Genomic DNA, 24,265 nt, shown 5'->3' on the forward strand with positions numbered 1-24,265 from the left:
ACTACCCCCTCAGCTCGGACAGGTCGCGCGCATCGAGCGAGTGGGAGTCGTCCCAAATGCGACGCACGACGATGGACATGATGATGACGGCAAAGATGGCGTCGGTGGCGATACCGATCTCGATGATCTCGGGAGCGGTGGGAGCCAAAAGCGCGAGCGTCACGTGGCTGCCGTTTTCCATAAGGCAGTATCCGAAGATCTGCTTCATGATGTTGCGCTGCGAGATGATGCAGGTGAGGCCCACAAAGAAGTGAGCGAAGCTAATAGCGAGCGCAGGCGTTGCGACCTCGGCCGTGGGCAGGCTGATCTGCGTCACAACGGCAAAGCAGATCGCGACCTCGACGGCGATGATGCAGATGGCCCACGCGGGCTTAAGGCCGGCCTTGAGCGATGCGTCGCTCGGCTCGCCCATCTTCTTGTATGCGCGGTTGAGGATGTAAGGGACCAGGACGACCTTAGTGATAAAGGTAGATCCGGCCCACATAAGCAGCTCCTGCGCACCGGTGGTGGCACCGAGCGTAGCGAGCAGCCCCACGAGCACCAGCGACTGCACCGCATACCAGTTGATGGCATGTTTGATGTTCTTGGAGACGACCACCATGGTGGACGTGACGATCAGAAGGCCGCCAAGGATGTTGACGATCGAATAACCCATGTCGTTCTACCTCCTAACCGATCCAGCTGGCCGAAAGCGGGCCGCTGACGATAACCATGATGATGAGCACGATGAACACGAACGCCATCGCGCGGGGAAGCGGGGCTCCCGCAGCGACCTCGTCGCTCGGCTCGCCGGGCAGGCAATAGCCCATCCACTTGAGGAACCAGGCAAAGGTGGCGACGGTCTCGGCGACCATGATGCACACGAGCACCAGGATCGCGACGTTGCCGGCACCCACAGAAAAGCCGCCGGCGATGATCTGGAACTTCGAGAAGAACGTGTTCATGGGCGGCACGCCGGCAATGGCAAGAGCCGCGACACCAAAGCCCACGCCCGAGATCGGGTACTTCTTTACGATGCCGCGAAGCTTGGGCAGCATACGCGTGCCGAGCGTAAAGGAGAACGAACCGGCGATCAGGAAGAACAGGGTCTTGGCAAAAGCGTGGTTAAAGATGTGGCACACGGCGCCATCGAAGGCGAGCTGGCTGCCAAAGACCGAAAGGCCCAGACCAAAGAACACGTAGGAGAGCTGGGCGATCGTGGAAAAGGCCAGCAGGCGCTTCATGTCCTTTTGCGGCAGGTACATAAGGAAACCAAAGAGCATGGTGACCATGGCGTCGATAATGGCGACCCAGCCCACGATCTCGGGGATCTCGCCGGCAGAGACGAGTGCACGCGCGAACACGCACACGCCGACCTTAACCATCGAGGCGCCATGCAGGTAGGCCGAAACAGGCGTCGGCGCCTCCATGGCCGAAGGCAGCCACATGTACATGGGAACCTGTGCGGATTTGGCCCAGGCCGCAAACAGCACGAGCAAAAGGACGATAGCCTTGAGCTTGGCGTCGAGGCCGGCAATCGCGGTAATGGCGAAGGTGCCGGTATGGGCAAACACGATGGCGGCGCCCAGATACAGGCCAAGTGCGCCAATGTGCGTGATGATGAGGGCCTTCATGCCGGCCTTCTTGGCCGTAGGCGACATGTAGTAGCTAATGAGGCCCCAAGAGCACGCACCCGTGATCTCAAAGAACACGAGCTGGCCCAGGAGGGTCGAGCTGTACACAAGGCCGGCCATGGCGCCGATGAAGGTCGCGAGGTACGCGTAGAAGCGACGACGCGGCGCGTCGGGATGCTCACGGTTATTCTCGCTCATATAGGGGATCGAATAGATCACGACAAGCAGGCCGATACCCACAAAGGCGGGCGCGAGCAGCGTGCTCATGCGATCGAAGGTGAATCCCATGACGAGGGTCTGCCCAAACGAGATCAGGGGGACCCGCGTGTCGGGCATGCCGGCGCCAGCGAAATTCGCGGCGAGGGCGATGGTGCAGACCGTCGAGACGGCGGCACCCAAAACGCTGAACCACTTGGCGTACGGACGGGGGAACAGGGCGACAAGCACCGAGGCCACCATCGGGGCCGCGATAGCGACCAAGCCGAGAAGGGACAGACTGACTGCAAATGACATTGTTTCTCCCTTCTCCTACACGCCGACGACCACGAAGACAAACGCCAGAACGGCGATGCCCACGACGGCCCAGGTCTGATTGCCAAGAACCTTAAAACGCGAGCGCGAGCAGGAGTTCTCGATCACGCCGCATACGACAAAGTCGATAAGGCACTTCACCAGGAAGATGACTGCGCCCAGAACGGCGGCTGCGCCTACGGTTGCGGGCTCGCCCCAGGGGACGAAGATCGCGCAGAACCAGGCGACGACCAGGACCTGCTTCATGGACATGGCGAGCTTGGCCATCGCAAGCGACGGGCCGGAAAGCTCGGCGAGCGGACCCTCCTGAAGCTCCTGCTCGGCCTCGGCCTGATCAAACGGCAGCTTGCCGAGTTCCATGTAGCAGGCGATCGCAAAGGCGATGCCGGCGAGGATCACGGCGACCGGCGCATCGATGGCGCCCGTCATGATGTGCTGACCCATGGTAGCGATGTCGGTGGAGCCGCACACCAGGGCGGCGGCAAACAGCGCCAGCAGCATGGACGGCTCGATGAGCACGCTCATGAGCAGCTCGCGAACGCCGCCGATGCCGGCGTAGGCGTTGGACGAATCCACGCCGCAGAGGGCGAAGAAGAAGCGGGCGAGCGCCAAGCTGTACATGATGGTGATGGCGTCACCAAAGACCGGGATGGGGCTTTGTGCCGTAAAGAGCGGCAGGCCCATCGCGAGCATAAAGGCGACGGCGAAGAACAGCGGCGGCATAATGCGCAGCGCAAAGCTCGCGTCCTCGCTCTGGGACTCGGGGCGCGCAAAGAGCTTGGCCAGGTCGCGATAGTCCTGCATGATGCTGGGTCCGCGACGGTTGTGCATCTTGGCGCGGATCACGCGGCCGAGACCGGAGAAGAAAGGCGCGACGGCCATGACGACCACGCCCTGCAGAACGGCAAGTACGATGTTGTTCATGCTCTCCCCTCCTTAACCCATTTGCACGGCGAGCACGAGGAACACCACGAGTGCCGCGACGATGTAGCAGATATAGATGCTGTAGTTGCCGCCCTCGAGCTTAGTCGCGAGGTCGGCGAGCTTCTCGACACCCTTATGCGGGGCATCGACGAGAACCTTGTCGGGTACGGGCTCCACAGCCTCGGCCACACCGGTGAGCTTCTGGAAGAAGTGCGCGATGGACCAACAGACGGCCGTGCAGCGGTCACGCAACGTGTAGAGCGGCTGCATAAACCAGGACACCTCGGAGGCAAAGGTCGTGGCCACGACGGGCATATGCTCGTTGGGAGCATAGCCGCATGCCCACGGCTGGGACTTCTGCACCTTGCCGACGGTCTTGAGCTTGCGATAACCGCAGGCAAGGCCGACGAGCACCACGAGCGCAATAGCGATCGCGGGCGTGGAGGTGGCAGCGCCGGAGTACTGGTTCATGAGCTGCATGCCCTCGGTAGCAAACACGCCACCGTACGGATGCAGCACGGACGCGGCGACATCGACCAGCACGGGCGCGATCACGGGAGCGCCAATGCCCAGCACGACGCAGATGGCCGCGAGCAGGCCCTGCGCAAACACCATGGGGGCGGGAACCTCCTTGGCATTGGCCGCGGCCTCGGAGCGGGGCGCGGAGGCAAAGGAGACGCCATAGGCCTTGACGAAGCACGTGACGGCCAGCGCGCCGGTAATGGCAAGCGCGACGGCAGCGAACACGGCCACGATCATGACGGCCTTGTCGCCCTGCATGGCGGCGTTAAACAGCGACTGATAGGTAAACCACTCGGACACAAAGCCGTTGAAGGGCGGGATGGCCGAGATGGCAAGCGCGCCGACGAGGAAGCAGATGGCCGTTGCCGGCATACGACGGAACAGACCGCCCATCTTCTCCATATTGCGCGTACCCGTGGAGTACAGCAGCGCACCGGCGCCCAAGAACAGCTCGCCCTTAAACATCGCGTGGTTAAACGTGTGGTAGAGGGCGGCCATCAGAGCCAGGACGGCGATGCCGACCGAGTTGAGCGCCATGGCGGCCATGGAGGCGCCGACGCCGAGCAGAATGATGCCGATGTTCTCGACGGAGTGATAGGCCAGCAGGCGCTTGATGTCATGCTCCTGCAGGGCGAAGGCCACGCCGAGGACCGACGAGATCGCACCGAAGACCATGACCATAAGGCCCCACCAGACCTGAACGCCCGAGGCGGAGAGCAGGTCGAGACCAACCTTGAGGATGCCGAAGATACCGATCTTGATCATGCCGCCGGACATGAGGGCCGACACGTTGGACGGCGCCTCGGGATGTGCCTTGGGCAGCCAGCCGTGCAGCGGGATGATACCGGCCTTGGCGCCAAAGCCAAAGAAGGCGAGCACGAAGCACACGGATGCGACCGCGGGGCTAAACTGCGTAGCGCGGAAATCCGCAAAGGCAAACGAGCCACCGGCGAAGTTGGTCATGGTGAGGAAGCTCGCCATGATGAGCACAAAGCCCACGTGCGCGATCACAAAGTAGAGCCAACCGCCATGGATGGAGTTCTCGTTCTCCTCGATCACGACCAGGAAGTACGAGGTCAGCGACATGAGCTCAAAGGCGACCAGGAACCAAAACACGTTGTCGGCGGTGATGACGAGCATCATGGACGCCACGAAGGTGTTAAAGAAGAAGCCGGCGCGGCCCTTTTTGCCCGGGTACTCATCAAAGTAGTTGAGACCGTAGATCGAACCGGCAAACGCGAGCACCGAGATGAGCGCCACGAACAGGCCGGACAGCTGATTGAGCAGCAGCTGGAAATGAGCAAACGGGAAGAACACGATGGTGTCGACCGACGTGACATCGCCCAGCACGGCCTGGATACCGGCCACAAACGAAAGCACCGCGGCGACGGCGCCGATAAGGCAGCCGGCGGTCTTGGCGGCGTTATCGGCCTTGATCAGCAGAACCGAGGCGAGCGCACCGATGCACGAGACGGCAAGCGATGCGATAAACAGCGTCATGCTATCCATTGTTTACGCTCCCTTCTGCTTTCTCGGACAGGCCCTGGGCCACAGCGGTAACGTCGACGACCGGACCGTTTTCGATCGAGCGCAAGCGCTTGGCCTCGTCGAGCTCGCGATCGGCCGCGCCGCCCATGACGGTCAGCGCCTTGGTGGGGCACGCCGCCACACAATGCGGGCCGTCCGGATCGAAGGCGCACAGGTCGCACTTGACAGCGCAGGTGTACTGGCCGGGAGCCCACGTAAGCAGGCTGCTCAGGGACTTAGGATACGAAGGCGTCGGGTCGCACATGCCTGCGACACCGGCGATAGACGTGCCATCGGGATGGATGGCTCCGAAGGGGCACGCGATGGCACACAGCCTGCACCCGATGCACTCCTGCTCCTTGACGTGGATGCGGTCGCCATCGTGCTCGATGGCATTCACCGGGCAGACCTCGGCGCAGGGGGCACCCTCGCAATGGTGGCAGGCAAGGGCGGCCGAAATACCGCCGGTCTTCACGAGCGCCAGGCGCGGCGTATCCTGAAGACCCTGCATCCGGTGGGCGTCGGCACAGGCGGACTGGCATGTTCCGCAACCGATGCACCTCTCCGGGTTGATGTCGATGAAGCGGTTCATCCCCACTTCCTTTCAAAATAACGGGCCGGGCTCCCGAACGTACGGGACGCCCGGCCCAAAAAGCCAACGAGAACGGGACTACACGATTTGGTTCACGTGCGTCTCATCGTCGAACTTGGCGGCGCCGGGCTCAACGTCCTGGGGAGCGGCGGCGTCCACCAGAGCCTGCTTGAGCTCGGTGTACTGACGCTCCACCTCGCCCTCGGCCCAGACCTGGTCGGCGATAGCGTCGACCTGGCAAGCGGAGAACTTGTCCTCGGGCGTGTGCGAGACCGGGTCGACCTTGTGAATGGTCAGCTCGTTGCACTTGCCGATCCACCACTGGTAGGTCATGTAGACCGTGCCCTTGTTGATGCGATCGCTCACGTCGGCGCGGCTGTATACCTGGCCGCGGCGGCTGTGAATCGAGACGATGTCGCCGTTCTTGATGCCGCGCGCCTGGGCGTCCGCGGGATTCATGCGGACAAAGCCGGGCTCGTCGGCGAGCAGCGCCAGCGTCTTGCAGTTGCCGGTCATCGAGCGGCAGCTGTAGTGGCCGACCTCGCGGACGGTGCACAGGATGAGCGGGTACTCATCGTCGGGAAGCTCGGAGGGCGCCTCCCAGTCGTGCGCCATCAGGTTGGCGCGGCCGTCCTTGGTGGTGAACTTGCCACCAGCGAACATGTCAGGCGTACCGTGGTCGTTCACATCGGTGCTCTTGACCGGCCACTGGGCGTAGCCGCCCTCGGGAGCCATCTTCTCGTAAGTCGCGCCCACAAAGTTGGGGCACAGGCTAATGCACTCGTTCCAGATCTGCTCGGTGTTGTCGTAGTGCATGGGGTAACCCATACGCGTAGACAGGTCCGCGAAGATCTCCCAGTCGTGACGGCACTCGCCCTTGGGCGGAACGGCCGCGTCAAAGTGCTGGAAGCTACGGTCGGATGCGGTAAAGACACCCTCGTGCTCGCCCCAAGAGGTAGCGGGCAGGATGACGTCGGCGAGCATGGTCGTCTGCGTCATAAAGATGTCCTGGCAAATGAACAGATCCAGCTCGGAGAGCGTCTTGCGCATACCGGCCGAATCGGGCTCGGTCTGCACCGGGTCCTCGCCGTAGTTGTAGAAGCAGTGCACCTTGCCCTCGTCGACCAGGTGGCCCAGGTCGGTGAGCTTGTAGCCCTCCTCGAGCGGGAGCTTTTCCTCGGGCACGCCCCAAGCCTTGGCAAACTTGGCACGCACTGCCGGGTCGGTGACCTTCTGGTAGCCAGGGTACAGGTTGGGCAGCATGCCCATATCACAGGAGCCCTGGACGTTATTCTGGCCACGCACGGGCGCGAGACCGGAATTGGGTTTGCCGATCTGGCCGGCAACGCAGGCGATGGAGGCGATGGTGTGCACCGTCTTCAGGTTCTGCTTCTGCTGGCATACGCCCATACCCCAGCCAATGATGGCAGAGGGCTTCGCCGTGGCGTACATCTCGGCAGCTTGGTGGATCAACGCGGGCTCGACACCCGTGATGTCCTGTACGGATTCGGGAGTGTAGTTCTTGATGGTCTCCCACCACTCGTCAAAGCCGTTCGTATGCTCGGCGACGAATTCCTTGTCGTAGAGGCCATCGTTGACCAGACAGTTGGCAAAGGCGTTGAGGAACGCGACGTTGCAACCGTTCTTGATCGGAAGGTAGAGATCGGCGATACGCGCGGTTTCGATATGGCGCGGGTCGGCGACGATGATCTTGCAACCCTTTTCTTTGGCTCGCACGATACGCCTTGCGACGATGGGGTGCGAATCGGCAGGGTTATAGCCGAAGAGGAAAATGCAGCCCGCATCCTCCATACCGGGGATGGAGCATGACATGCAACCTGAACCAACCGTGTCCATCAGACCGAGGACAGTAGGGCCGTGTCAAGTACGGGCGCAGTTGTCCACGCTGTGGGTGCCGATGCACGCACGCGTAAACTTCTGCATGACGTAGTTCGCCTCATTGCCGCCGCCTCGCGAAGAGCCGGTGGTCATGACAGCGTTAGGACCATATTCGTCAATTATGGCCTGCATCTTAGATGCGGTGAAATCCAGTGCCTCGTCCCAGCTTACGCGCTCAAGATCCGCACCCTTAGTGCGACGGATCATCGGGTGCAGTACGCGAGGAGTCAAGATCTTGGTGTCGTTGATGAAGTCGTAGCCGCTCATGCCCTTAAGGCACAGCTCGCTCTGGTTGGTGATGCCGTTGAGCGGTTCGGTACCCACGACCTGGCCGTTTTGGACCAGGAGGTTAAACTGGCAACCGGCGCCGCAGTACGGGCAAATCACTTTATGCTTCTCCATGACACCCTCCTTCCTTTCTCTGCTACCGAATACTCGGTACGTATTTGACAATCGTTGGGCCTGTTTGGCCGTCCGCTTACGCCTCGTTTTCGATGGTGGCGCGGGCACGCTCGGCGGTCAGTTCTGCCAAGCGTTCCTCGTCTACCAAGGTGAGGCCCTTGGTCGGGCACGCCTCGGCACACGCCGGACCGCCGGGACGGTCCACGCACAGGTCGCACTTGAGCACGAAGCTCTTAGTCTGCGAACCCACGCGCACGTCGCCCATCAAGACGGGGACCTGCGTGGTCGCCACGCTCACGGCGCCAAAGGGGCATGCCATGACGCAGCTCTTGCAGCCGATGCAGTTGTCCTCGTTAACGCCGATGCGATGGTTCTTTGGATCAAAGAACAAGGCGCCCGTAGGACAAGCCTTCGCGCACGGAGCGTCCTCGCAGTGGTGACATGCCACCGGCGCGGAAATCTCGTAGGTGCGCGTCACGCGCAGGCGCGGCGCGGCGATGTTGCCGGGGATATCGTGTGCCTCGATGCACGCCGCCATACAGGTTTGGCACCCAATGCAGCGCGAGGAATCGGCTACGACTCGTTTATTGCCCATGTTGTTCACTCCCTCCTGAATCCCATGCCGGAGAGACCCTGTCGACGTTGCCCCAAGCCGCCCGTGGCCTGGCGTCGGCGTATCGAATGCATGCGGCGAAACAGGCACTCGGTAGAATTTCTCCAACGGTATACAGGTTGAATATACGCAGTTGCAGGGGGCAAACTTGAGCATAGGCCCTGCAATACGGGTGTATTGCAGGAGTTTTGGCAGGTTGGAATTATTCTCTAGAAGCTATAAAGGTGAGTGTATTACATGCGTACACCCAAGGGAGATTTCACGCTCGTTTCTGATGGATGTAGTACGTTTGTAATATTGCTCACACTCAATTACTCTAGTGCAATAAAGTAGTGCTTATAAGATTGGCTATTATTAGCTGATGCTGTATTTGACTATTCATATTGCACGCTCATTAAGGGAGGCCAGTGATGTCATCAACTCAAAAACGAGCCATCCTGCAGGTGCGCATACGCGAGGAAGACAAGCAGCATGCCGAGCATCTCTACGACGCCATGGGCACATCGCTCGCCGAGGCCGTCCGTCTTTTTGTCGCGCAGAGCATTTTGATGCGCAAGCTTCCCTTTCAGCCGGTCGCCGTACGCTCAAAGGACGGCACCGCCGCCTATGGATCGCTCAAAGCATATGGGGACCCCAATCGCCGCTCCGAGGAGCGCAATGCCTGGATTGAGTACCTTGCCACAGAAAGCGACGATTCGATTTTGGGTCCCGAGGAAGTAGATATCCATGAGTAGCACCATCATCGACGAGACCGTCATACTACGTTACCTGCTTGACGACGACGAAGTTCTGTCACCGCGCGCCGCCAAGGTCGTCGCCACGCGTACCGCTCGTGTCTACCCCGAAATCATCACGCGCGTCGTGGTCACGCTGCGCGACGTCTATAAGGTTCCCCGCGTTGAGATTGCCGCGGCCGTGAAAAGGCTGCTCGATGACGTCATGGTCGACGAGCCCACCGTTGTCGCCCTTGCCGTCAAACTCTTTGGCAAGACCCATATGGACTTTACCGACTGCCTCCTCGCAGCCCGAACCGCCATCTAAAACGATGATGTCGTGAGCTTTGGCAAGCCCATCATCCAAGGCATGATCGATTACCGCCACAAGCGCCAAACCGCCGCCGGTGCTCGCGACCGCGCCGCCGAAGCCCACAGCCGCAGCACCGACTCCACCATCGACAAGCTCCGCCACCAATCCCGCCACTAACCCCATCCCCACCTGAGTTGCGGTGAAATACGGACTGATTTATGCCTTTAAAGGCCACAACAGTCCGTATTTCACCGCAACTTATTGAAGGTGGACCGCGAACGATTTCGCTATCGGGAGTCTGCGTAGGGTTTTATTGTCGGAATGCCGTAACCGCGCATCATGGCACCGAACGATTCTACGTCGTAGGTGTCCGAGAGTTTGAAATGAATGACGTTGTGGCCCATGGCGCGAAGGTTCGCGTCGCGCATGAGGGCCGCTCGATACGTTTTTGCCGCCGCCCGCTCTGGATCATTTTGAGCCTCGTCTTCAAACTTGCCTAGCCCATGCAGCTCTGCCAGCGTCCATGAGCCGTCTGGCATCTGCCAGCCATAATCTGCTAGATAATAGCCAGCGTTTCCCGGTCGCGTTATCTCAACTTGAAGCTCGGGCGCGGCAACCCCAGCGAGAATCATCGCTGCTCTCGCCTCAGACTCGCCGCCATTGTCTGACCTGCCGTCCATATACTCAAAAACGTCAAAAGCACGCGCGATGCCATGCAGCCCTCGACAATTTGCCTGCGCATATGCTCGCAGCTCTTCGCGTTCGACATCGTACTCACGGGCCAAGCCATCGACATAACCCAGCGCATAGCGAAAGGCGCTCGATCGCGCGATATCAACAACCGTTCGACACGGATCCGTCAGTGTAAACAGACCAAGCCGCCACACTTCGCCCGGGCGCCAGCGCTTGTATTCAACGAACTCATACGTATCACGCCTTGTAGACCGTGGCAGCAGCACTTGCACTTTATCCAGAAGCGTATACGCCGAGCCGATGCCGTAGAGCAACGCTGCTGTCGCTCCGCAAAACACAGCATCCGGTTCAACGACCGCAATAGCGGATGCCAGCTGAAAGATACGATCTTCAACCCCAAGATTATTCCAATAGACCGGATCCGCATACACATGGTTGTAAAGACGAAGCATGAGCTCTTCCTGCATAAGCTCGCGCGCACGGCGTTCATCCCAAGGATCAATTGTTATAAGCAGCTGTCCATCTTGATGAATTCCAACGGCCGAGAATAGCATCCTTGCATAGGACTGCGGAAAATGTTTGCCTTTATCGAGCATGGCCAACCCCATAACCATCACGGCGGAGAGAATACCATTACGCTATCGCATGCTTCCGTCCGCAGGCCTTGCCAAAAGCTGACCAAAAGCTTGACGTCGCAGGTCAGAGCTTCAAAAAATATTTCCACTCTCGGTAGACGGTCGCTACGATCCTCCCAACGGCATCAAAATCCAACCTTACAAATAGTTGCGGTGAAATACGGACTACATGGGCCATAAAAGCCGGAAAATAGTCCGTATTTCACCGCAACTTAGAAGGGGATGTGGGGTCCCGGCATGTATATGAAAATGGCTCTGATTCCCAAAGGGACCAGAGCCATTCGTCTATCTTATGGAGCGGGCGACGGGAATCGAACCCGCGTCATCAGCTTGGAAGGCTGGGGTTCTACCATTGAACTACGCCCGCAAGATATGGTCGGGACGACAGGATTTGAACCTGCGACATCCTGCTCCCAAAGCAGGCGCGCTACCAAACTGCGCCACGTCCCGAAGGTGTTGAGCAGCTAAGGTCTAAACCTTGCGTGTCCCAAAGCGAAGGAAATTATAGGGGAGACTCCCCGCCTGTGCAAGCGCAGAAACCCTAGCTCCTCGAATGTGCGACAAACTTGCTGTGGAGCAGACCGATCACAAACGCCGCCACGGCAACCGGCGCCCACGCGGCACCGATATCCGCCAGCGGAAGAACATCAAACGGTAGCCACGCGCCCGCAAAGAACGCATCGCGGACCGAGGTGATCACACTCTGCACAGCAACCACGCCGCCGACCCACACCCACACCTGCGGATGAGCGTCGCAAAAGCCGTGCACCAGGCCCATCAGTACCAGTACGATGGCAACGGGATACAAGGCGTTGAGCATAGGCACCGAGAACATGAGGATCACGTCGAGGCCCACGTTGGAGAGCAGGCACGAAAACGCCGCGAACACAAAGGCGAGGATCGCGAAGGGGCGGCGCATGGCCTCCTCGGAGGCCTCCGCTCCCCCTTCAACCACGTACGTCTCACAGAAATAGCGCGCGCAGCAACTAATGAGGCCAATGCACACGTTCATGCAGGCGAGGAAGAAGATGGCGAAGACCACGACCGTGCCGGCAAGGCCAAAGTGCATGGAGGCCGAGCGAGCAAGGATTGCAGCGCCGTTGGTGGCGTCGGGCATCACGGTGCCGAGCTGCATACCGGCAAGGGCCAAGCCGCAATAGATAATGGCCATGAGCACGCCGGCGATCACACCGGAACGCGAAATCTCGAAGGCCACGCGCTTGTCATCGGTAACGCCCAGTTCGTGAATGGTCTCGGCGATGATAATGCCAAAGGCGAGCGATGCGAGCAGGTCCATGGTCTGATAGCCAGTCAGAAAGCCCTGCACGGCGGCGCCTGCATCGTAGGGAGCCTGAGGCGCGGCAGCCGGTCCCAGTGGCGAGATCACGGCAGCACCCACGACCAGTACGATGAGCGCAATGAGCGCGGGGCCCGTAATGCGACCGAGTACGCGTGTAATGACACCCGGGCGCAGCGTGAGCGCAAACGCGATGATGAAGAACCCGATGGCAAACGCCAGACGTGCCGTGCCGAGCGAAACGCCCTCGGGCAGCAGCGGCACCAGCATCTCGAAGGCCGTGGAGCTTGTGCGCGGAATAGCCAGGCACGGGCCGATGGCCAGGTAGACCGCCGCAACGAAGAATTCGCCAAACTTAGGATGCACGCGGCCGGCAAGCTCGCGCGCCGTTCCGGCAAGTGCCACGGCGATAAAACCCATGACGGGCAGGCCGATGGCGGCAATCAGAAAGCCGAGCATGGCGACCGGCGTGGCAGAACCAGCCTGCAGCGCCAGCAGCGGCGGAATAATGAGGTTGCCGGCGCCAAAGAGCATCGAGAACAGCGCAATGCCGACGGTAACGACATGGTCGGAGCGCAAACCGCGCGGAGCGGATGAGGCCATATGCACACCTTTCGGGTCGAAACAAAAACGGGACGGGCAAAAGACCCGTCCCGCAAGTATATACGCTCTAGCAGGCTAAATCGCGCAAAGCGTCAATCGCGGTGTCGACTTCCTCGTCCGTGTTGAAATACCCAAACGAGAAGCGGACGACGCCCTGGCGCTCGGTCCCCAGCGCGCGGTGCATGAGCGGAGCGCAATGGGCACCGGGGCGCGTCGCAATCCCCCACCCTTGCATGAGCGCGTCCGAAATCTCGGCAGAGTCGATATCGGCTACGTTGAGCGACACAATCGCAGAGCGCGCCTGCTGGTCAAAGGCACCGTAGAGCTTAATCCCCGGAATCTTGCGCACACCGGCAAGGAAGCGATCAGCGAGCGCACGCTCGTGGGCAGCAATCGCCTCGACCCCACCCTGGGCCTCGATAAAGTCGAGACCAGCGGAAAGTCCCGCGATGCCATGACCGTTGAGCGTGCCCGCCTCAAGGCGCGTGGGCCACTCAAGCGGCTGCAGCGCATCGAAGCTGTGCACGCCCGTGCCGCCCATGGCCCACGGAGCCACGTCAATGCCCTCCGCCACGGCCAGGCCGCCGGTGCCTTGAGGTCCCATGAGCCCCTTATGGCCGGTAAAGCACACAATGTCGAGCCCCATGGCCTGCATATCGATATGCATCGCGCCGGCAGACTGCGAGGCGTCGACAATCACAAGTGCGCCGGCCGCATGAGCCACAGCCGCCACACGCGCAACATCAACGGCGCTGCCGGTCACGTTGGAGGCATGCGTTACCACCACGGCACGCGTGCCCGGCGTGACCAGCTGCTCGAGCTCGTCGTAGTCGAGCACGCCGTTCGCGTCGCAGCCCGCACGCTCAACGGTCACGCCCCGCTCTGCCGTCAGGCGGTTGAGCGGACGCAGCACGGAGTTATGCTCGAGCACCGTCGTGACCACACGATCGCCGGGACGCACCACGCCATTGATGACGGTGTTGAGCGCCGCGGTGGAGTTGGGCGTAAAACAAACATGGTCCGCCCTCGGGCAGCCCAGCAAGCGCGCAAGCTTGGCACGGCAAGCATGAATCGTACGAGCGGCATCGAGGGCACCCGACGTGGCCCCGCGCCCGGCATTACCGAGCGAACACATCGCCTGCGTCACGGCATCGATCACCGTCTGCGGCTTATGCATGGTCGTCGCCGCGTTATCCAGGTAGATCATCGCACGACCTCCCACATGTCGATTACCGTAAAGCCCTCGGTGGGGACGCCCGCCGCGGCAAGCTCGCCGCGCAGCAGGTCCTCATCCGAAGGCAGCGCCTTCCACGCCAAGCCGCAGCCGGCAGCGACCTCCCCGGGCACGGGAATCGTGCGCCCGGGAAGGCCGCGCTCGACGCATAGGGTCTCGCACCCCATGGCGGCCGCCGTGGTAGGAAACGTGATGACAAGCGCCGGGCGCTTTTCTCTCATGGCAATCCCGCCCAAACGCTACGGGCGCACGACGCGCACGGCCTGCTCCATCTTCTCCACGATCACGTACATGTTGGTGACCTCGCCCACCGCAAGCTGGTCTTTAATGCCATAGTGATCGAGGCAGGTACCGCAGGTGAGAATCTCGACGCCCTGCTCGGCCAGTCCCTTCAGGTCGTCGAGCACCGGCGAGCCCTCGACGGTGAGCTTGGCGCCGCCGTTGTAGAACAACATGGTCGCGGGCAGCTCCTCCTGCTGCGTCACGGCAAAGATAAACGCCTTCATGAGCTTGTGGCCCAGTTCGTCGTCGCCGCGGCCCATGCAGTCGGTGTAGACGGAAATGACGAGCTTGCCCTTGCCGGCGCTGGCGTCGCAGAAAACGGCACCGTCCTGCTCGGGGTCCGCAACGGCCACGGCACCGGCGGTCGCGACGGTCACGTGCCACTCGGCGTCAGAAACCTTCTCGACCGAGGCCGTGCAGCCCTTCTCCTGCGCCATCTTGGAGATGTTCTTGACGGCGGTCTCGTTATCGACCGAGGTCACGACGGCGCCCTCGCCATCGAGCTGCTTCAGGGCTTTGAGCGTCTTGACGACGGGCAGCGGGCAGGCATCGCCCATGGCATTGACTTCAATTCTGGTAGACATAGTTACATCCTTTCAAAAGGGACCGCCCAGAACAGTAGGCGGTCGCATAAACGGTTTTCCTTAATGCACAACGTGGACGGCAGGACCGCCTGGCACCGGCTCGCACACGCGACCGACGACGGCGGCGATACGTCCTTCGGCATGTAGGCGGCGCGCAAGCTCATCCACATCGGCAGCAGGTGCCGCGATAAGCAGGCCGCCAGACGTCTGCGGATCGTACAGCGCGTCGAGCATGCCCGGCTCCAGGTCATCGTCAGCCGTCACGCGCGGGCCAAAGAAGTCCTGGTTGCGGTAGGAGCCCGCGGGGATAATGCCCAGACGCGCCATGTCGAGCACCTGGTCAAAGAGCGGCACCGCCCCCGACGCAAGCTCAACCTGCACGCCCGAGCCCTCGGCCATCTCGCACGCGTGCCCGATCAGGCCAAAGCCCGTAATGTCGGTGCAGCCGTGAAGCTCAAGCCCCTCGGCCAGACGAATCGGCGCCTCGTTGAGGGTGCGCATCGAGTCAAACATGGCTGCGGCCTCGTCCTGCTCGATGAGCTCGCCCTTAATGGCCGTGGTGATGATGCCCGAGCCGATCGCCTTGGTCAGCAGCAGAACATCGCCTGCGCGTGCGCCGCTGTTGGCGAGCATGCGGTCGAGCGCGACAAAACCGCTCACGGACAGCCCGTACTTGGGCTCGTCGTCGTTGATGGTGTGGCCGCCCGCGATGGAGCAACCCGCCTCGACGCACTTGTCGGCGCCGCCCGCCAGAATCTGACCGGCAACTTCAACGCCCAGACAACTGGGTATGCAGAGCAGGTTCATGGCATGGCTCGGCCGCCCGCCCATGGCGTAGATGTCCGACAGCGAGTTGGCTGCGGCAATCTGGCCAAACAGAAACGGGTCGTCGACCATCGGCGGAAAGAAGTCGATGGACTGCACGAGCCCCAGGTTCTCCCCTACGCGAAAGACGCTCGCATCGTCGGAGGTATCGAACCCCACGAGCAGGTTGTCGTTATGCACATTGGGCAAGTCGCCCAGGACCTGGGCGAGGGCTCCAGGAGCCAACTTAGCAGCTCAACCAGAGGCAGCGGTCATCTGCGTGAGCTTAATAACATCGTCAGCCATCGATTCCTCCTCTCATAGGTCAATCAGTTCCTCCCAGTATACGCATGGCGGCGCCGAGAGCGGACGGCGAATGACACCGCCCCTTACATGAGCGCCTGGACTCGAATGGCCGCGCCGATCGCTCCGGCAAAGCGAGCCTGGGGCGAGGTGGTCACGGGTGCGCCCAAAAGTTCGCCCAGACGCTCCACCACATAGGCGTTCTCGCACAGGCCACCGGTCAGATAGTACGGGGCGCCCGCTGCCTGCCCGGCCATAGTGGCCACGCGCGACACGACACTCTCGATCACGCCGCGCGCAATGTTCTCGCGCGGCTCGCCACGACCGATCAGGCTGATGACCTCGCTTTCGGCAAAGACCGTGCACATGCTGGATATCTTGGTGGGCTCACCGGAACGCGCAAGGTCGGCCATCTGCTGCTGGGAAATGCCTAGGCGGTCGGCCATGATCTCCAAAAAGCGCCCCGTGCCGGCGGCGCACTTGTCGTTCATGGCAAACTTGGCCACGCGGCCACTTTTAAGCTGAATGACCTTAGTGTCCTGACCGCCCACGTCGATCACCGTGCCGTGATCGCCGAACAGGCGCACGGCACCGGTGCCGTGGCAGGTAATCTCGGTCACGACCTTGTGCGCATAGGACACGGCGACACGACCGTAGCCAGTCGCGACCACGCGAACATCGTCGCCCGTCACGTCATAGCCAGCCGCTGCCAGTGCCTCGCGCAGCCGCTCGGAAGCATCGACCGAGGAAAACCCGGTTGGCTGCACGCACGTCCACGCCACCGAACCCTCCCCGTCGACCACAGCAGCCTTAGCCGCCGTAGACCCGATATCGATCCCGATCCCTATCATGGCTCTCTCCCAATCTAAACATCAAAGGTAGCGGCGCGTTCAGGCGCCTTAACTCTTGGTTTCTCAGGTGCCGGAGGTTGCCCCGAAAGAGGAGCGCAGCGTACTTTGGTACGCAAGCGACGGTTTGAGGGGCAAGATCCGGTGCCTGAGGAAGCTAGAGGGTTTCGATGAAGGCAGCGATGCGAGTCTCGATCTGACCCATGTCGCCATTGCTGTAATCGGTCTCAATCTTCATGTACGGAATGCCCGCACCCTCGACAGCCTCCTGCATGCGCGCGCTCTCAACGTTGAAGGTGTGGCAGGCCTGCAGCACGCTCTCTACCACGCCATCGACATGGTACTTCTCGCGCATAGCCAGCGTGTTTCCCATGCGGCCTTCGTTAGGCGTCATGACCGAGCAGTTGATGTCCAGGTAACGGTCGGCGATGGCGCGCAGGATATCGGGAGCCTCCGGGTCGATCATCATGGCCGCCGTGCGCTCACCCGAGCAGTCGTCCATGCACACGACCACACCGCCGTTGGACTCGATGGTGCGACCGATCTTGTTGATTACGCCACCCACTGGGCAGCCGGTGATCAGAATGCGCTTGGCATCCGCCGCGACCGGGCGCTCGCCCGCGTCGTAAGCCTCACGCAGCTTGGCAACCTTTTGCTCAAGCTGCTGCGTATAGGCCTCGATATCAAAGCTAAACGTACCGGCAAACATGGTGCTCATCAGGTCGACGCCGCTCATGGCCGCCGGCTGGTTCGCCTGCAGCGCAAACATGTCGAGCTGGGCCGCACGCAAGCGGTTGCGACGACGGACGGCAGCGCGCAGGTCATCGTCGGTAATCGTGATGCCGTAGAAGCCCTCGAGCTCCTCCTTGAGCAGGCGGCACTCCTCGTACCAGCCCTCACGCTCGTAGGCGCGATCGCGACCTTGCGGAAGATGCAGAATGTGCGTGCGCTTGAGCTCGTTGAGTAGCTTGTACATCTTCTTCTTGCCGTCGCAGGTGGTCTCACCGATGATCATGTCGCTAAAGTACGTAAACGGGCACTTTTGCGAGTAGGCAAAGCCGTACGTAGACTTGATGAGCGGGCACAGGTTTGCCGGCAGCACCTTCTCGGCCTCGGGAATCACCTCGTCGGACGTGCCGCACAGCGCCACGCTCGCAGCCCCCGCGGCATCGATAATCTCGAGCGGCGTATAGCTGCACAAAAAGCCGACCAGACGATTGCCCGCCTGCTTGTAATCCTTGACACGAATAAACGCCGCCTTGCGCTGCTCGTTGAACTCCTCAAACGTGGATGGCAACGGCTGCTCCATATTTTCCGACATATAACTCCTTAACAAACCTTTTGACCAACCAAGGAAACGGCTTTCCCAGGTGCCCGAGGTTGCCGTGAAAGAGAAGCGCCGCGTACTTTGGTACGCAAACGATGGTTTGAACGGCAAGATCGGGTGCCTGGGGAAGCCGCCGGGACGGATACCCCTAAATGGTTTCCAAGAAAGCCTCAATCCTGGTTTGCAGTTGGCCTGCATCCTCGCCGGCGTAGTCGGTCGTGATGTGCATAAACGGAATGCCGGCCTCCTCGGCAGCCTTCTCCACGGCAAACGACTCCATCTCGTAGAGCGTGCAGAACTGCAGGGCCACGTCGACGATGCCGTCGGCATGCAAGTCCTTGGCCATCTGGACAATGTCCTTCATACGCTGATCGTTGGGCGTAAAGACGGCGCAGTTAATCTTAAAGTAGCGCTCGGCGATGGCGTCGAGCATCTCGTCGACCGTCTCACCGGACTCGTCGACCAGGTCCTTGTAGTAGCGCGAGCCCGTGCAGGACTCCTCGCCTACCACAACGCCGCCGGCCTTCTCGATGAGGTTGAACAGCTTCCAGTTGGGCACGGCCATGGGCGTGCCGGTGTACAGGATGCGCTTGGTCCCCTTGGGCGCCACGCCCTCGCCGGCCTCAACGCGCTGCTCGCACTCGGCGGCCATCTCGTTGATGGCTCCGGTCAGACGCGGCGTGTCGTCCATAAAGGCGGCCTGAACGGTCAGCAGGCTGTCGAGACCGCTGATGGGCGCCGGATCGGCAGCGCGCGTGGCAGCCAGACGCTGCAGGGCGCGACGCTTCTCGTTGACGGCGTGGATGGCAGCCTTCAGGCGCTCGGGCGTAATCTTGACGCCGCACTCTTCCTCGATCTTGGCGGCAAGCTTTTTAACCTCGGCCTTCCAGGTCACGAGCGTCGACTCGTCGTGCACGTTGGGGATATCCATGACGTACATGTTCTTTTGCGTGGCAAAGAACTCGTAGGCCTTCTTCTTGCAATCGCAGGTGTTCTCGCCCACCACCAGATCACTCGACTCAATGTAGGGGCAGACCTCGCCCAGCTTAAAGCCGGCAAAGCTCTTGATGAGCGGGCAGGTGTTGCGCGGCAGATGCTCCTCGACCTTGTCGGTCGCCCAGTCGGCACCCGAGCACAGGCCAACGGGGATGCCATCGCAGGCAAGCACGATCTCCTCGGGCACGTACACACAGAACGAACCGACGATCTTGGTGGCCTCGCCGGCCTCCTTCTTGTCGAGCATCTCCTTAATACGGCCGCTGTGGATGTTGGTGGCGACAAAATCCAGGTAGGACGTGGACTTGGGGCGATTGTTCTGCGTCAGGAACATATCGCCGTACATCTGGCCCACGGCGCCCAGCAGCATATCGTGGTCGGCAAGATTCATGCCGAGGCTCTCCCACATCGGATGGAAATCAAATTCTTCAGCCATGACGGTTCCCCTCTCGAACCAAATACGGATAACTACGGTATTGCTGCACGGTGGGCGGCGAAAACCCAGCCGTGCCTAAACCCGGAATTTTGGGGAACCTGCTTTGCGGTCGATTATTTAGTTGTGCGTCGTCTCTCCCGGAGCCGTGAACATACCTGCTCATATGCGACTCCGAGCCATATACAGGGCGCGCGCGGCAACGCGGCGAATGTATGTCGTCTGCGGCATGTGCGCGTCCTCCTTTACAAGTTAAGGTCAACTATATCAACGGTCGTCGACCATGCGAACACCGTTGACATTCGTACGACAGCGTCGTGTGCCGCCGTTTAATAAATAATTATCTGTGTTGATAAGAGTTTGTCATCCTTCATTCGGCGAACGGCAAGACAAAGCCGCCGAGACTTATATCCCCGACGGCATTACCCGGCGCTACCGACAAACCAGATGGATCCTGCTGGCATCAAAATGCATACGCAGGGTCTCGCCTTCTTGCGGTAACCCATCCGCTGGTACGCTCAATTTGTTGACCTTCCACTGCAGACGCGTTGGCGCATCGGCCCGCGGCGCATCCAACAGCACCAGGCGCTCAAAACGCGAATCGCTCACGCGCGCCACGTGCAGGTCGTAGCTGTTGCGACCCCGCTCGGCACGGTTGTCCACATGGAAGTAGCTCGCGCGAATGCCCAGGTACGCCACATTATCGGGAACCTCGCGACCCACGTTAAAGGTCATGCCCCAATCGAGCGCCTCAACTTCTTCGTCGCCGATCTTGCGCGCCCGGCTTGTGTTCTTGCAGCCCGTCAGGCGCAGCGCCGCCAGCGTCTGCGGACGGCGGACCACGTCCTCGACGGAGCCGATCTCCTCAACATGCCCGTCGTGCATCACGCAGATGCGCTGGCACAGGCGGCACGCTTCGTCGATGTCGTGGCTCACATAGAGCACGGTGCGGTTGCATACATCGAACAGGTCGAGCATGTTCTGTTCGAGGGCGCTCTTAAGATAGGAATCGAGTGCGCTCATGGGCTCGTCGAACATAAAGATGCCCGGGTGAGCCGCCACCATACGGGCAAGCGCCACACGTTGCTGCTGACCGCCCGAGAGGCGCGCGGGATAGCGGTCGGCAAAATCGGCTAGGCCAAAGATGCCCAGGTAGCGCTCGGCAAGTTTTTTACGCGCCGCGGCGTCGCCCGCGTCCTTTACGCCGGCACATACGTTATCGGCCACCGTCATGTTGGGAAACAGCTGATAGTTTTGGAACAGCAGGGCGCATTTGCGCTCCTGGGGCGACAGGTTGATGCCCGCCGCCGAGTCAAAAAAGGTCACGCCGTTGACGACGATCTTGCCCTCGTCGGGCGTCTCCACACCGGCAATGCAGCGCAAGGTGCAGCTCTTGCCGCAACCCGAGGCACCGAGCAGCGCCACACGCTCCTCGCCGGCCTCAAGCTGCATGTCGAGCATAAACCCGGGATAGCGCTTTTTAATATCCAGAACGAGCGACATGGCCTATCGACCTCCCTTCGCAACCGCGTCATCGCGCATAAGCTCGGCCAGCGCCTCGCGATCGATTCGCAGGGCATCGCCGCCCGCCGGGTCGAGCGAATCACCCTGTCCGGCGAGGTCTTTGGCCTGCTTGCGCCCCGCATGGGAAAGGCCCCGCTCGCGATACTTTTGCGAATGGGCGGTGTACATGTTAATGAACAGGATGACCAGGAAGCTGAACGCAATTACGACCACGACCCAGAAGAGCGCGACCGACGTATTGCCGCCCATCCACTCAAAATAGATGGCGATGGGGATGGTCTGCGTAATGCCGGCGTAGTTGCCCGCAAAGAACAGCGTGCAGCCAAACTCTCCCATCGCGCGGGCAAAGGCGAGGACCGTACCAGCAGCAATAGAAGGCCACCCAAGCGGCATCATAAGCTTGGCAAAGATGCGACGCTCGGACCATCCCAGGGTTCGCGCGGCGTCAAGCATCTGCGTGTCGAGGCTCTCAAAGGCGCCGAGCGCCGTACGGTAGACCAGAGGGAACGATACCACCACGGCAGAGATCACCGCCGCCGGCCACGTAAAGACAATCGAGACGCCGTGCGCAATCAGCCACTGGCCCACCCCGGTCGAGCGACCAAACAGCATAAGCAGCAAAAAGCCGCAGACCGTGGGCGGCAACACCATGGGGATGGTAAAGACCGAGTCGAGCAGGCCCTTGATGCGACTCGAGGTACCCATAGTCTTCCACGCGGCGAACAGGCCCAGCGCAAGGGAGATCACCAGGGCAAGGCCGCTCGTTTTAATGGACACCCAAAACGGGCGATAGTCGATGTCGCCCAAAAAGGAGACCAGAGAGGTCAAGGGCCCTTGCTCATCCCGCAACATGACAGACGACGCCTCTACCATTTGAGCGCTATCAAGCCAACGCGCGCCGCCCTTGGCATCACCCGAGGCTGATGCAATCACCACATAGCGGTCCCCATCCGCACCGCGCTCATCAAAGCCATAGGTATACCCGCCGGCATCAAACGTTGTTTCCGCCGTGACATACCAAGGAAGATCCACGTCCCCCAGCCGCGCACCTCCCATGCAGTTTGCGCTGTCGAGGTCACAGACGAGGGCCTTGAGACCCGATACGCACTCGTTGTCCTGCGGATCCAATCTATACTTCTCGACCGCCTTGGGCGATATCCACGCCACAACGCGATCGGCAGCAGGCGCCACTACAAGGTCCACATCCTCGTCAACGGGAAACCGGTAGCCCTCAGGCTGGCCCTCCATGGCACGAGCGGTCCCCTTCGCCAACCGCTCAAAACCCTCGATTCCATAGGAAAGCCCATGAGCGGTCGCAGCAACCTGGGCCCCGTCCTCGGCGTCCCCGGCAAACGCAAATCCCGGCACCCAGCAAAGCGCGAAGGTCAAAGCACAGGCGACAAGCATGCGGAATCTATTAAGCACGAAAAGCTCCAAGCGAATACAAGGACGGAGTGAAACACAAAACGATGGAATTATCGCGCCAAGCCGCACTACTCGGAAAGCTCAAAGCCGTACTTGCCCCAAATCTTCTGGGCCTTCTTGTTGGTCAGGCAGAAGTCGATGAACGCCTTGGCCTCGTCGGCGTGCTCGGAGCTCTCGGCGACGGCACCGGGATACACGATGGGCTTGTGCGAGTCCTCGGGGCACACGAAGGCCTCCTCGATGCCGTCGTAGCGGAAGATATCGGAGCTGTAGACAAAACCCGCCACGCAGTCGCCTGTAGAGACGTAAGACGCAGCGGTGCCGACCTTGTCGGCCAGGGCTACCTTGTCGGCGAGCTCGGGCGCGTACTCGCCGTCGTCGCCCTCGGTACCGGTATAGAGGCCCACGGAAGCCAGCGCCTGGTTGGCGTACTTGCCGGCGGGGACGGTCTTGGCGTCGCCAATGGCAATCTTACCGTCCAGATTCGCGACGTCGGCGATGGCCTCGACCTTAGTATCGGAGCCCTCGGCGCGAATGATCACGAGGTCGTTGACGAACATGTCCTCACGCGTGTCGGCATCGACGAGCTCGGCGGCTTCGGCGTCGTCCATGGTGCCCTTGGAGGCCGTGATGAGCACGTCGACGGCGGCACCGGCGCGCATCTGCTCGACAAGGTCGCCAGACGCCTTAAACTGCGTGTCGGCAAACGTGGTGCCGGTCTGCTCGGTGTAGAGCTCCTGAACCTCGGGCAGAGCTTTCTCGAGCGAGTTAGCGGCAAAGACCTGCAGCTCGACAGCCTTCTTCTTAGAGGAAGACTTGACGGAGCCGGCATCGGATCCGGCCGGCTCGGACGTCTTGCTGCCCGAACAGCCGGCAAGACCAAGGCCGGCAGCGGCGACAGCAGAAAGCGAAACGAATCCGCGGCGAGAAACCATATCGAACATGTTCAACCCTTTCGAACGCTATGCCCGGGTACCCCACCGCGGGCTTTAATCTGCAATCAGATTATACTTCTGCGCGAATAATGATAGTGAGAAATTATTCTCGTCAGAGAATATAGTTCCGAATTACCGTGCATCTCGGCGTCGCTTCGGCGGAAAACAAAGGCGGAGCAGCCGTTCAGGTCGCCCCGCCGCAGGTAAACCGCTTAGTTGGTATGTCCGCCGCCAGCTGTCATCTGAGCCGCATGCTCCAGCTGGTCTGCTATGGCCTCCCAGCTTTCGCGGGCGGCCTTCGTAGAACCGGGAAAGTTTACGACAAGTGTATGACCTCGTTGCATGCAAATAGCGCGCGAGAGCATGGCGCGGCGCGTCTTGGTCATCGAATACGCGCGGATTGCCTCTGCAATACCCGGCACATCGCGGTCGCAGACGGCACGCGTCGCCTCGGGCGTCACATCTCGCATCGAAAGCCCCGTGCCGCCGCAGGTGAGCACGACATTGGCGTGGCACTCATCGGCAGCTTCCACAATGGCATCACCAATCTCGCTGACGTCGTCGCGCACGACCACATGTGAGGCGACCGTCCAGCCCTGTGCCTCGATAAGTTCCTCGAGTGCGGCTCCAGCCTCGTCCTGGGCAAGATCGCGCGTATCCGAGCACGTCACGATCGATGTCTTCAGCTCCATA

Annotated in this window: 23 protein-coding genes and 2 tRNA genes; 3 read left to right on the forward strand and 22 right to left on the reverse strand. The window is 60.9% G+C overall.

Translation table 11 applies throughout. From position 1 onward, the window contains the following. Position 1: 1 nt before the first annotated feature. From hyfE to PGW49_RS06540, 7 genes are all read right to left on the reverse strand, one after another. Positions 2-655, reverse strand: a complete 654-nt coding sequence (hyfE, locus tag PGW49_RS06510; RefSeq protein WP_270225974.1) for a hydrogenase 4 membrane subunit — start codon at positions 653-655, stop codon at positions 2-4. Positions 656-668: 13 nt separating this feature from the next. Beyond that, complete coding sequence (locus tag PGW49_RS06515) at positions 669-2,126, reverse strand: hydrogenase 4 subunit D (protein ID WP_270225975.1); 1,458 nt, start codon at positions 2,124-2,126, stop codon at positions 669-671. Positions 2,127-2,141: 15 nt separating this feature from the next. Further along, positions 2,142-3,068, reverse strand: a complete 927-nt coding sequence (locus PGW49_RS06520; protein WP_022095201.1) for a respiratory chain complex I subunit 1 family protein — start codon at positions 3,066-3,068, stop codon at positions 2,142-2,144. A gap of 12 nt (positions 3,069-3,080) precedes the next feature. Further along, positions 3,081-5,099 (reverse strand): hydrogenase 4 subunit B, encoded by a 2,019-nt coding sequence (hyfB, locus tag PGW49_RS06525; RefSeq protein WP_195919484.1) that lies wholly within the window; start codon positions 5,097-5,099, stop codon positions 3,081-3,083. Beyond that, entirely contained in the window at positions 5,092-5,709 is a 618-nt protein-coding gene (locus PGW49_RS06530; RefSeq protein WP_022095203.1) for a 4Fe-4S dicluster domain-containing protein, read from the reverse strand. The genes hyfB and PGW49_RS06530 overlap by 8 nt, the downstream gene beginning before the upstream one ends. Positions 5,710-5,787: 78 nt before the next feature. Continuing rightward, a complete protein-coding gene (fdhF, locus tag PGW49_RS06535; protein ID WP_082421866.1) occupies positions 5,788-8,010 on the reverse strand; it encodes a formate dehydrogenase subunit alpha in 2,223 nt (740 codons plus the stop codon). A 76-nt stretch (positions 8,011-8,086) separates the two neighbouring features. After that, entirely contained in the window at positions 8,087-8,605 is a 519-nt protein-coding gene (locus tag PGW49_RS06540) for a 4Fe-4S dicluster domain-containing protein (protein WP_022095206.1), read from the reverse strand. Positions 8,606-9,033: 428 nt separating this feature from the next. Between PGW49_RS06540 and PGW49_RS06545 the strand changes: the two genes are divergently transcribed. Genes PGW49_RS06545 through PGW49_RS06555 form a run of 3 tightly spaced genes read left to right on the forward strand, consistent with a single transcriptional unit; the run spans position 9,034 to position 9,826 of the window. Further along, on the forward strand, positions 9,034-9,357 hold the full coding sequence (locus PGW49_RS06545) for a type II toxin-antitoxin system RelB/DinJ family antitoxin (protein WP_158554596.1): 324 nt from the start codon (positions 9,034-9,036) through the stop codon (positions 9,355-9,357). Beyond that, positions 9,350-9,664, forward strand: a complete 315-nt coding sequence (locus tag PGW49_RS06550; protein ID WP_270225977.1) for a PIN domain-containing protein — start codon at positions 9,350-9,352, stop codon at positions 9,662-9,664. The genes PGW49_RS06545 and PGW49_RS06550 overlap by 8 nt, the downstream gene beginning before the upstream one ends. Positions 9,665-9,676: 12 nt before the next feature. Next, the gene (locus tag PGW49_RS06555; RefSeq protein WP_270225978.1) at positions 9,677-9,826 is read left to right on the forward strand and encodes a hypothetical protein; all 150 of its coding nucleotides are present in this window, start codon (positions 9,677-9,679) and stop codon (positions 9,824-9,826) included. Positions 9,827-9,936: 110 nt separating this feature from the next. Here the strand turns inward: PGW49_RS06555 and PGW49_RS06560 are convergent, their stop codons facing one another. The 15 genes from PGW49_RS06560 to PGW49_RS06630 form a co-directional block, all read right to left on the reverse strand. Further along, positions 9,937-10,938 carry a hypothetical protein gene (locus tag PGW49_RS06560; protein WP_138374447.1) on the reverse strand — a complete coding sequence of 334 codons (1,002 nt, stop codon included), beginning with the start codon at positions 10,936-10,938 and terminating at the stop codon, positions 9,937-9,939. Positions 10,939-11,270: 332 nt separating this feature from the next. Next, positions 11,271-11,344: transfer RNA gene (locus PGW49_RS06565), tRNA-Gly, on the reverse strand. 6 nt (positions 11,345-11,350) lie between these two features. Next, positions 11,351-11,427: transfer RNA gene (locus PGW49_RS06570), tRNA-Pro, on the reverse strand. Between the two features lie 91 nt (positions 11,428-11,518). After that, a complete protein-coding gene (gene brnQ / locus PGW49_RS06575; protein WP_138112248.1) occupies positions 11,519-12,877 on the reverse strand; it encodes a branched-chain amino acid transport system II carrier protein in 1,359 nt (452 codons plus the stop codon). Positions 12,878-12,944: 67 nt separating this feature from the next. After that, entirely contained in the window at positions 12,945-14,084 is a 1,140-nt protein-coding gene (locus tag PGW49_RS06580; protein ID WP_270225980.1) for an aminotransferase class V-fold PLP-dependent enzyme, read from the reverse strand. After that, the gene (locus tag PGW49_RS06585) at positions 14,081-14,332 is read right to left on the reverse strand and encodes a putative Se/S carrier protein (RefSeq protein WP_195239643.1); all 252 of its coding nucleotides are present in this window, start codon (positions 14,330-14,332) and stop codon (positions 14,081-14,083) included. The genes PGW49_RS06580 and PGW49_RS06585 overlap by 4 nt, the downstream gene beginning before the upstream one ends. 18 nt (positions 14,333-14,350) lie before the next feature. Then, positions 14,351-14,977: a sulfurtransferase-like selenium metabolism protein YedF gene (yedF, locus tag PGW49_RS06590; RefSeq protein ID WP_195239641.1), complete on the reverse strand. Its 627-nt coding sequence runs from the start codon at positions 14,975-14,977 to the stop codon at positions 14,351-14,353. Positions 14,978-15,037: 60 nt separating this feature from the next. Beyond that, positions 15,038-16,087: a selenide, water dikinase SelD gene (selD, locus tag PGW49_RS06595; protein ID WP_270225981.1), complete on the reverse strand. Its 1,050-nt coding sequence runs from the start codon at positions 16,085-16,087 to the stop codon at positions 15,038-15,040. Between the two features lie 83 nt (positions 16,088-16,170). Next, complete coding sequence (locus PGW49_RS06600) at positions 16,171-16,935, reverse strand: acyl-CoA dehydratase activase (RefSeq protein ID WP_270225982.1); 765 nt, start codon at positions 16,933-16,935, stop codon at positions 16,171-16,173. 154 nt (positions 16,936-17,089) lie between these two features. Next, positions 17,090-18,253 carry a double-cubane-cluster-containing anaerobic reductase gene (locus PGW49_RS06605; RefSeq protein ID WP_270225983.1) on the reverse strand — a complete coding sequence of 388 codons (1,164 nt, stop codon included), beginning with the start codon at positions 18,251-18,253 and terminating at the stop codon, positions 17,090-17,092. Between the two features lie 154 nt (positions 18,254-18,407). Next, positions 18,408-19,691, reverse strand: a complete 1,284-nt coding sequence (locus tag PGW49_RS06610) for a double-cubane-cluster-containing anaerobic reductase (RefSeq protein ID WP_270225984.1) — start codon at positions 19,689-19,691, stop codon at positions 18,408-18,410. 429 nt (positions 19,692-20,120) lie between these two features. Beyond that, on the reverse strand, positions 20,121-21,191 hold the full coding sequence (locus PGW49_RS06615; RefSeq protein ID WP_138112235.1) for a sulfate/molybdate ABC transporter ATP-binding protein: 1,071 nt from the start codon (positions 21,189-21,191) through the stop codon (positions 20,121-20,123). A gap of 3 nt (positions 21,192-21,194) precedes the next feature. Then, positions 21,195-22,637 carry a molybdate ABC transporter permease subunit gene (modB, locus tag PGW49_RS06620; protein ID WP_254668695.1) on the reverse strand — a complete coding sequence of 481 codons (1,443 nt, stop codon included), beginning with the start codon at positions 22,635-22,637 and terminating at the stop codon, positions 21,195-21,197. A gap of 68 nt (positions 22,638-22,705) precedes the next feature. After that, positions 22,706-23,581: a molybdate ABC transporter substrate-binding protein gene (gene modA / locus PGW49_RS06625; RefSeq protein ID WP_138112233.1), complete on the reverse strand. Its 876-nt coding sequence runs from the start codon at positions 23,579-23,581 to the stop codon at positions 22,706-22,708. A gap of 203 nt (positions 23,582-23,784) precedes the next feature. Next, positions 23,785-24,264: a MogA/MoaB family molybdenum cofactor biosynthesis protein gene (locus tag PGW49_RS06630; protein WP_138112231.1), complete on the reverse strand. Its 480-nt coding sequence runs from the start codon at positions 24,262-24,264 to the stop codon at positions 23,785-23,787. Position 24,265 lies beyond the last annotated feature (1 nt).

It is taken from the genome of Collinsella aerofaciens, from assembly GCF_027679495.1.
Taxonomy (GTDB): Bacteria; Actinomycetota; Coriobacteriia; order Coriobacteriales; family Coriobacteriaceae; genus Collinsella; species Collinsella aerofaciens_AK.